Source organism: Marinobacterium sp. MBR-111, assembly GCF_040547585.1.
Classification (GTDB): domain Bacteria; phylum Pseudomonadota; class Gammaproteobacteria; order Pseudomonadales; family Balneatricaceae; genus Marinobacterium; species Marinobacterium iners.
In genome coordinates, this window is record NZ_JBEPQA010000055.1 from 1 (window position 1) to 6,093 (window position 6,093).

At 48.7% G+C, this 6,093-nt stretch carries 13 protein-coding genes and 1 pseudogene; 1 reads left to right on the plus strand and 13 read right to left on the minus strand.

Annotated elements, in window-relative coordinates; genetic code table 11:
• Window positions 1-99: 99 nt before the first annotated feature.
• Window positions 100-630 (plus strand): annotated as a pseudogene (locus tag ABIE61_RS18310) (IS30 family transposase); the annotation flags it as partial.
• Here ABIE61_RS18310 and ABIE61_RS18315 read toward each other — a convergent pair.
• The 13 genes from ABIE61_RS18315 to ABIE61_RS18375 all read right to left on the minus strand — a co-directional run bounded on the left by ABIE61_RS18315 (window position 584) and on the right by ABIE61_RS18375 (window position 5,422).
• The gene (locus tag ABIE61_RS18315) at window positions 584-1,207 is read right to left on the minus strand and encodes a DUF4304 domain-containing protein (RefSeq protein WP_354412207.1); all 624 of its coding nucleotides are present in this window, start codon (window positions 1,205-1,207) and stop codon (window positions 584-586) included. The pseudogene ABIE61_RS18310 and the gene ABIE61_RS18315 sit on opposite strands and share 47 nt — an antisense overlap.
• Window positions 1,208-1,281: 74 nt before the next feature.
• On the minus strand, window positions 1,282-1,701 hold the full coding sequence (locus tag ABIE61_RS18320) for a hypothetical protein (protein ID WP_354412210.1): 420 nt from the start codon (window positions 1,699-1,701) through the stop codon (window positions 1,282-1,284).
• 84 nt (window positions 1,702-1,785) lie between these two features.
• On the minus strand, window positions 1,786-2,229 hold the full coding sequence (locus ABIE61_RS18325) for a hypothetical protein (RefSeq protein ID WP_354412213.1): 444 nt from the start codon (window positions 2,227-2,229) through the stop codon (window positions 1,786-1,788).
• 10 nt (window positions 2,230-2,239) lie between these two features.
• Window positions 2,240-2,470: a DDE-type integrase/transposase/recombinase gene (locus ABIE61_RS18330; RefSeq protein ID WP_354412216.1), complete on the minus strand. Its 231-nt coding sequence runs from the start codon at window positions 2,468-2,470 to the stop codon at window positions 2,240-2,242.
• Entirely contained in the window at window positions 2,470-2,778 is a 309-nt protein-coding gene (locus tag ABIE61_RS18335; protein WP_354412218.1) for an IS3 family transposase, read from the minus strand. The genes ABIE61_RS18330 and ABIE61_RS18335 overlap by 1 nt, the downstream gene beginning before the upstream one ends.
• A gap of 520 nt (window positions 2,779-3,298) precedes the next feature.
• Window positions 3,299-3,601, minus strand: coding sequence for a type II toxin-antitoxin system RelE/ParE family toxin (locus ABIE61_RS18340; protein ID WP_354412221.1), 303 nt, complete (start codon window positions 3,599-3,601; stop codon window positions 3,299-3,301).
• On the minus strand, window positions 3,589-3,846 hold the full coding sequence (locus ABIE61_RS18345) for a type II toxin-antitoxin system Phd/YefM family antitoxin (protein WP_354412224.1): 258 nt from the start codon (window positions 3,844-3,846) through the stop codon (window positions 3,589-3,591). The genes ABIE61_RS18340 and ABIE61_RS18345 overlap by 13 nt, the downstream gene beginning before the upstream one ends.
• 136 nt (window positions 3,847-3,982) lie before the next feature.
• Complete coding sequence (locus ABIE61_RS18350; protein WP_354412226.1) at window positions 3,983-4,210, minus strand: type II toxin-antitoxin system RelE/ParE family toxin; 228 nt, start codon at window positions 4,208-4,210, stop codon at window positions 3,983-3,985.
• A 71-nt stretch (window positions 4,211-4,281) separates the two neighbouring features.
• On the minus strand, window positions 4,282-4,425 hold the full coding sequence (locus ABIE61_RS18355) for a hypothetical protein (RefSeq protein ID WP_354412227.1): 144 nt from the start codon (window positions 4,423-4,425) through the stop codon (window positions 4,282-4,284).
• Between the two features lie 43 nt (window positions 4,426-4,468).
• Entirely contained in the window at window positions 4,469-4,663 is a 195-nt protein-coding gene (locus tag ABIE61_RS18360; protein WP_354412228.1) for a type II toxin-antitoxin system RelE/ParE family toxin, read from the minus strand.
• 88 nt (window positions 4,664-4,751) lie between these two features.
• Window positions 4,752-4,898 (minus strand): hypothetical protein, encoded by a 147-nt coding sequence (locus tag ABIE61_RS18365; protein ID WP_354412230.1) that lies wholly within the window; start codon window positions 4,896-4,898, stop codon window positions 4,752-4,754.
• A 21-nt stretch (window positions 4,899-4,919) separates the two neighbouring features.
• Entirely contained in the window at window positions 4,920-5,183 is a 264-nt protein-coding gene (locus tag ABIE61_RS18370; protein ID WP_354412233.1) for a Txe/YoeB family addiction module toxin, read from the minus strand.
• Window positions 5,180-5,422, minus strand: a complete 243-nt coding sequence (locus tag ABIE61_RS18375; RefSeq protein ID WP_354412235.1) for a type II toxin-antitoxin system Phd/YefM family antitoxin — start codon at window positions 5,420-5,422, stop codon at window positions 5,180-5,182. The genes ABIE61_RS18370 and ABIE61_RS18375 overlap by 4 nt, the downstream gene beginning before the upstream one ends.
• Window positions 5,423-6,093: the final 671 nt, after the last annotated feature.

Below are 6,093 nucleotides of genomic sequence, written 5' to 3' on the forward strand. Positions count from 1 at the left end.
GCGACTGCTGCCCTGGAATGTTGAACTGGAGCGGACTTCAAAAAAAGTGGCGCAGTACAGTTAAGGGCAAGTGGGTCGTTTTAACGGCGGTTACCCAACAGCAAGCGTTCGGTGATCCCTGATCCGCGCTCGATAGATGAGCGCCCGTCGATTGTGGATACGCGAGAGCGCTTCGGTGACTGGGAGGTTGATACGGTGCTGGGCAAGCATGGTAGCGGTGCCCTAGTTACCTTGGCTGAGCGCAAAAGCAGGTTGTATCTGGTCCGCAAAGTAGCAGCCAAACGGGCCAGTGATGTGCGGGATGCCATCATCGATATGCTCAAGCCCTATGCAGCGCATGTGCATACGATTACGGCGGATAACGGGAGCGAATTCGTAGAGCACAAAGCTATAGCCAAAGCGCTGGGCGCGGAGTTCTATTTTGCCCACCCGTACTCGTCATGGGAGCGTGGGCTGAACGAGAACTTTAACGGCCTGCTACGCCAGTACATCCCGAAAGGTACGGATCTGCGGACGATCACCGATGAGGATGTCCGCAAGGCAGAAAAACAGTTAAACCTGAGGCCTCGCAAATGCCTCGGGTTCAGGCAGCCTGAAATTGTATTCCAGGAATACCTTCATGCTGCATAGGCGAGTGTCGCACTTCGGGGTTGAGTTCGCGCCTGTCTTTTGCTCTTGGACGTGACTCAATTGCTTTTTTCAACCTTAAAATTGCAGCTGCCTCGCCCCCCGATAAAAACGCTGCCGAAAGTGATTCTAAAGAGGGCTGTTGTTCAAGACTCTCTGCTATGGCAGAGACAGATTGATGAGTATTGAGCCAAGGAACACCATAGTTCTTCATTTCATCCACTACTTCCTGTGCTATATGGCTAAGTTCAGCCTCTTTGTCTATTTTCCACCAATGGTCAACACCATGTGCCAGAACCCCAACACGCTCACGTACGGTGGCCTCGTATTCCTTTGGCTTTCCAGTGAGAGGGGCTTGCCCGGCTAGAGAGGATATCTCAGCATTGTAAACTCCAAGATTTATGGTGAATGCCCCCTCAGCGCCTATGTTTCGGCTGCTCGATTGCACATTGACGACCAGCCAGTTATCGCCTTCTTGCTTATGCCAGTTGCGCGCTGATTTTTTGAAGCCCTCTGATTTCATAAAGCTAGCGAGACCGAGCTTAATAACTTCATCAATTTTTTTGTATATTTCACTCATACTTTCTGTATCTAAACGCTAGGAACAGCGGCAGCCTTTCCAGCACGCGCAGTGAGCGTTGCTGCTGCCTCTTGTTATGTTTTACTGTCTGATTTTGTTGAAATAATTTGATCACGGTATTTTTGGAAGTCACCCCATGCTGACTTTTCTGGACGGTTTGGATCAATAAAATCACCAGAGGAACAATCTAATAAAGACCAGTCATTTGGGTTCGAAATTTTCATTAGTGTTGCCACAGGGTCACCACCTCCACGAACATGAACCATAAAAGAATCTTTTTCATCTTCCGCTCCGATACTGAACTCTAAAGAAAACCCTTCTCCTTTGTATATACCCCATGATGGATCTGACCAATCAATTCCTGAGAGTTGTTTGTTAATTAATTCACGCACATGGCCCGCATTTCCTATGCAGAATGGTCGATCATCATCGGTCATATTCTCAACACGAGGGGGGTTCCCTCTATAATTCATGATCAAAATATCCCAACTCATATTCTTACTCTCGTTTTAAGAAACATAAAGTTTGGTGAAAGAGCTAGCTTTAGCCCGTCCCAGCGAGCTGGTTTGAACCAATTGTTAGCTGCCTTCCATCCTACCAACTATTTTTTTCCTAGAGAAATCAATCAACTCTTCATCTATATTGTCGTCAAACGAGTAGGAGTAAATTATCCATTTATCTTTAGGGCGGTAAAAAACAAATTCCAGCCTAACTGGCTGACGCTCGAACATTGTTAAATATGATATGTAAGTAAGTCTGTCTTCTAATGATTCTTCACCCAATTTTACTTTACCATGATACTCACCGACGAGAGTTTGCAAATTTTGCATCTGAGTTTTGACATTTTGAATCTCATCACTCTTATTGCCCATCCATTTATTCGTTGAGTAAATAGAGTCTACTGCCTCAACGATTTTTCCTTCTTCGTAAAGTTTGAAAAACTTATCTATCTCTTTTTGATAGGCAAAAGATTCAAAAGAAACAAGGAATAAAATAGTAGATATCAAAATTTTTAATTTCATAAGTATCCTTTTAGTTTATTTGACAGTTTCCTTTATGGCTCATGCTTGGATTACAACCATGCCGCTCTATCAATGCCTGATAACGATTGGAGCGGTACTGAACACCCCGGTCAGAGTGAATAATCAAACCGTGTTCAATAGCCCGGCGCTTGATCGCCATTTGCAGCGCATCGGTAATCAACTGCTCGGTCATGTGGGTATCCAGTGCCCAGCCGACAATGCTGCGTGAGTACAGGTCCATCACCGTCGCCAGGTATAACCAGCGATCCCGGACCCAGATATAGGTGATATCGGTCGCCCTTTCTGATTCGGACCGTCTGCGTTGAAACGACGCTTGAGAAGGTTTTCAGCGACGCCTGTCATCGCTTCGGTGTTCGGCGAGTACTTAAAGGCTTTACCATTACGCGCCCGTATACCGTTATGTTTCAAGATCTTGGCGACATAGTTAACAGAGCAGTCGACACCAAGAGCATTCAGCTCCTGAGCGATTCTAGGCGCCCCGTAACGGGCTTTGTAGGTGGCAAAGGTATCCATAACCTGCTCTTCCATGATCTTTCGCCTGCGCACACGAGTACTGACAATCCTGAAGCCGATACATCCAGAAATCGGCACATCAACCGTATCGCATACTGCCCTCGATACTCCTGTATCAGAGCGTACTTTAATCGTGCTGACTTGCAAAGTGCGGGGGCGGCCCTCCGTCAGCTGCCGGACTTCGTTACTCTCCGGCTTGGAGTAATCCACCCCATTCAGACTATTGAACTGTTTCTCAGACAACCGGGTAAACTGGCATCTCCAGTTGTAGATCTGACCAGGATGTACCCCAGCTCCTTTGCCACTGATGAAGCTGTGTGTCCGGGTTGGTCAGCACGTCTTACCGCCTCACGGCGAAACTCATCGGTATAGTGCTGATACTTTTTCCTGGCCATCTTACACCTCCCCGTTAGGGGTAAACCTAACTATAGAAGGTGTCTACTGTTCGTGGGTAACTCGGATTGTTAACACCGAAGCGCACCGGTGACTTTGGCATAGCGAAGCGGAGACAAAGGAATCCGAGTGACGCGCCTGGTTAGCTGTTTCCAAGCATGTATGCACGAAGCTGCCGCTTTTCTCGCATGACATAGAGGACGAGAACCTGCTGCTCATCCTCACGATAAAAAATACGGCACGGTAGAACCACGACTTCTCTGTAGACCGAATCAGGGAGTTCTGGAGAAATCCGTCCAGATTGGGGAAATTCTTCCAAACGCCCGGTCTTATCGAGAACGTTCTGAACCAGATGACCTGCAGCAACAGGATTATCCAGAGCAATGTAGTCAGCGATGGCATCCAGTTCTTGAAGCGCAGGCTCCGTCCAGATTACTTCAGCCATTTACTCATTTTCTCCCTGGCCTCAGTTTGGCTGTACGTTCTTCCTTCAAGTACAGCACGCTCTCCCCGCGAGAGCCCTTCAAGCAACTCAAGGCGACGTTGCATGAACTCGTAATCCTGCACATCGACAAGGTATGCGGATGGCCTACCATGCTCGGTGATCAGTATCGGCTCTTTAGACACGTGCAGATCTGCCAGAATCTTTGTGGCTTGACGCTTAAGGTTCGTAACAAGCTCAACTTTCATGGGAGCACCCTGAATCAGACGGATAGTGGCACTATAGTATCACTTTTGCGAGCGAGGAAATCACAGCTAACGCCCGCGATCACCGGTGACAGAATCGCAGCGTAGCGGAGGTTTTGGCATCCGGAGCACGCCCTGGTTATGTTTCGTTTGCTGGTAATTCGAGCTGCCTCTCTCTCCGCCAGACTCGTATGAGCACAAGCTCTTTTGCCTGCCTGAGATAGACAACTCGAAACGGCGCGTGAATCAATTCTCGAATCGTGTCCATGTTGAATTCAGGCACGACTCGTCCAGTACCGGGGTGGATTTGAAGTATTTCACAGTGCTCCAGGATAGCAGCCACGAAATCATCACCGATATGTGGCACATCCTGCTTTTGTAATACGCCTGAATAGCCTGTAAGTCCTCAAGAGCGGACTGGGCGATGCGTAATTCCATTTACTTGATACCCAACGCTTTCCTGGCATCATCCAACGATACGGTGTTGCCCTCACGAACATCCACAAGCCCCTGCGCCACCGCCTTTACAAACCGCAATTCCTCTGCGGTTCTCTCATAATCCTCGGAAAATTTCACTTGCATAGTGATTACCTGATCAACGATTTGGTGCCATAGAAAGCACCTGTTAACAGGTGCGGTCAAGAAATTTAACGACCGGCTCACGCACCCGTTTATAGCCGTGTTGATCTTTGGCACTGTAAATAACCCGATACGTACCGAATATCAGCTCCCTGATACGGGGCGATCCTAGCTCGGGAACCATTCGTCCACTTTCAGGAAAGTCGGCTGACCGTTCTACCGCAGAGAACAAGTCCTCCATCCAGCCACCGCAGCATCCGGGCTATCTTCTGCTATATAGCGGGCTGTATCTTCCACACGCACAAGCGCGAGCGGGGAGCAAACAATCTTCATGGAGCCAGCTTGCTCAAAACCCTGTTTTTCGCGTTTTCATGCGCAATGCCATCACCGGATGCTATCTGTTCTTCCGCCTCATATAGCTCTTCCAGAATTTCAAGGCGCTCCTGCATCCTCTCGTACTCGTGAACATCCTCCAATACGGCGACTCCGCTTATGCATCATTCGTAGTGGCTCCAGAGACGGAGGACTTTTACCACTTTCTCGTCTTCAAGCACTTGGTATACCAGACGGTGCTGGATATTGATTCGGCGTGAATAGGCACCCGCAAGATCACCAATCAACTTCTCGAACGGGGGTGGCTTGCGGTACGGATCTTCTGCAATGAGTGCCAATAACTCTTCGGCTTTTGGTTTGAGGCCGCTGGAGGCCAGCTTCTTTGCGTCCTTCTGGGCTTGTTTGGTGTAAACCAACTTCCATGTCACCAGTTCAGCTCCTCATCGCATTCATCCACGGGAGTAACCATACCCTCACGAATAGACTCCCGCATACCGGGTACGGAGAGCAGGTAAAGTGTTTCCTGAATTGCAGACCAGTCTTCCTCGGAAACCAGGACAGCTTTATTCCGCTTACCCATGATGACGATTGGCTGGTGGGATTCGGCGGTCTCGTCAATCAACCGATAAAGGTTGCTGCGCGCCTCAGTGGCTGTAATTCCGGTCATGACGCACCTCTTGCGTGTTCAACTTTTTACCAAGTGTACGCTTTCGAGTACGTACGTCAAGACGAACGCCCTGCGTAACGTTTGCAGCATGCGCACCCACGAAATGGAGCCGGAGGCGCAATGTAGTGAGCGTTGCCGTGCCTGTATTGGTTAGATTGAAAGCCCACTTCTACTCCAAAGATGTACCAGTAACGCAACAACAGCCCATACCCACATGATTACACGTACCCTCTGAAAATTTCTGACCAATGATCTTTCCGAAATCACATCTAGGTCGAGTTCTGAGGGTGGCGTGACACGACCCTGATGTTGAGCCTGTGACTTGGTCAGTTGTGTTTTTAACCGAAGGTAAACCAAGAAGATTGGAAAAAAACCAACCATTAACCAATCACTGAATGAAACCCTATCGAAATCAGTTACCTCAAAGCTCCAGACTCCCACAAGCATAAGGACAATGCCTGTACCAACAAGAAACCGTAACGTCCGGGCTTCATTGACTCGGCAGTATTCATCTGTAGCCATGAAAGCAACGATACCCCATATAATGACTGACACTAGTAATGCGGTCATATTCTCAATCGTCGTGGTAGAACGGCCTGTTACCAGACCGCCCCCACACAGATCCGGACGTGCGGAACTACCGCATCCGGCTCCTCAGTTATATTGTCGCT

What these genes read in the sequence shown, in the direction of transcription:
- ABIE61_RS18375 (WP_354412235.1), bottom strand. Translation starts at nt 5,422, where the DNA reads ATGACCGGAATTACAGCCACTGAGGCGCGCAGCAACCTTTATCGGTTG.
- ABIE61_RS18360 (WP_354412228.1), bottom strand. Translation starts at nt 4,663, where the DNA reads ATGGAGGACTTGTTCTCTGCGGTAGAACGGTCAGCCGACTTTCCTGAA.
- ABIE61_RS18315 (WP_354412207.1), bottom strand. Translation starts at nt 1,207, where the DNA reads ATGAGTGAAATATACAAAAAAATTGATGAAGTTATTAAGCTCGGTCTC.
- ABIE61_RS18330 (WP_354412216.1), bottom strand. Translation starts at nt 2,470, where the DNA reads ATGGACCTGTACTCACGCAGCATTGTCGGCTGGGCACTGGATACCCAC.
- ABIE61_RS18325 (WP_354412213.1), bottom strand. Translation starts at nt 2,229, where the DNA reads ATGAAATTAAAAATTTTGATATCTACTATTTTATTCCTTGTTTCTTTT.
- ABIE61_RS18335 (WP_354412218.1), bottom strand. Translation starts at nt 2,778, where the DNA reads ATGGAAGAGCAGGTTATGGATACCTTTGCCACCTACAAAGCCCGTTAC.
- ABIE61_RS18345 (WP_354412224.1), bottom strand. Translation starts at nt 3,846, where the DNA reads ATGAAAGTTGAGCTTGTTACGAACCTTAAGCGTCAAGCCACAAAGATT.
- ABIE61_RS18320 (WP_354412210.1), bottom strand. Translation starts at nt 1,701, where the DNA reads ATGAGTTGGGATATTTTGATCATGAATTATAGAGGGAACCCCCCTCGT.
- ABIE61_RS18340 (WP_354412221.1), bottom strand. Translation starts at nt 3,601, where the DNA reads ATGGCTGAAGTAATCTGGACGGAGCCTGCGCTTCAAGAACTGGATGCC.
- ABIE61_RS18355 (WP_354412227.1), bottom strand. Translation starts at nt 4,425, where the DNA reads ATGCAAGTGAAATTTTCCGAGGATTATGAGAGAACCGCAGAGGAATTG.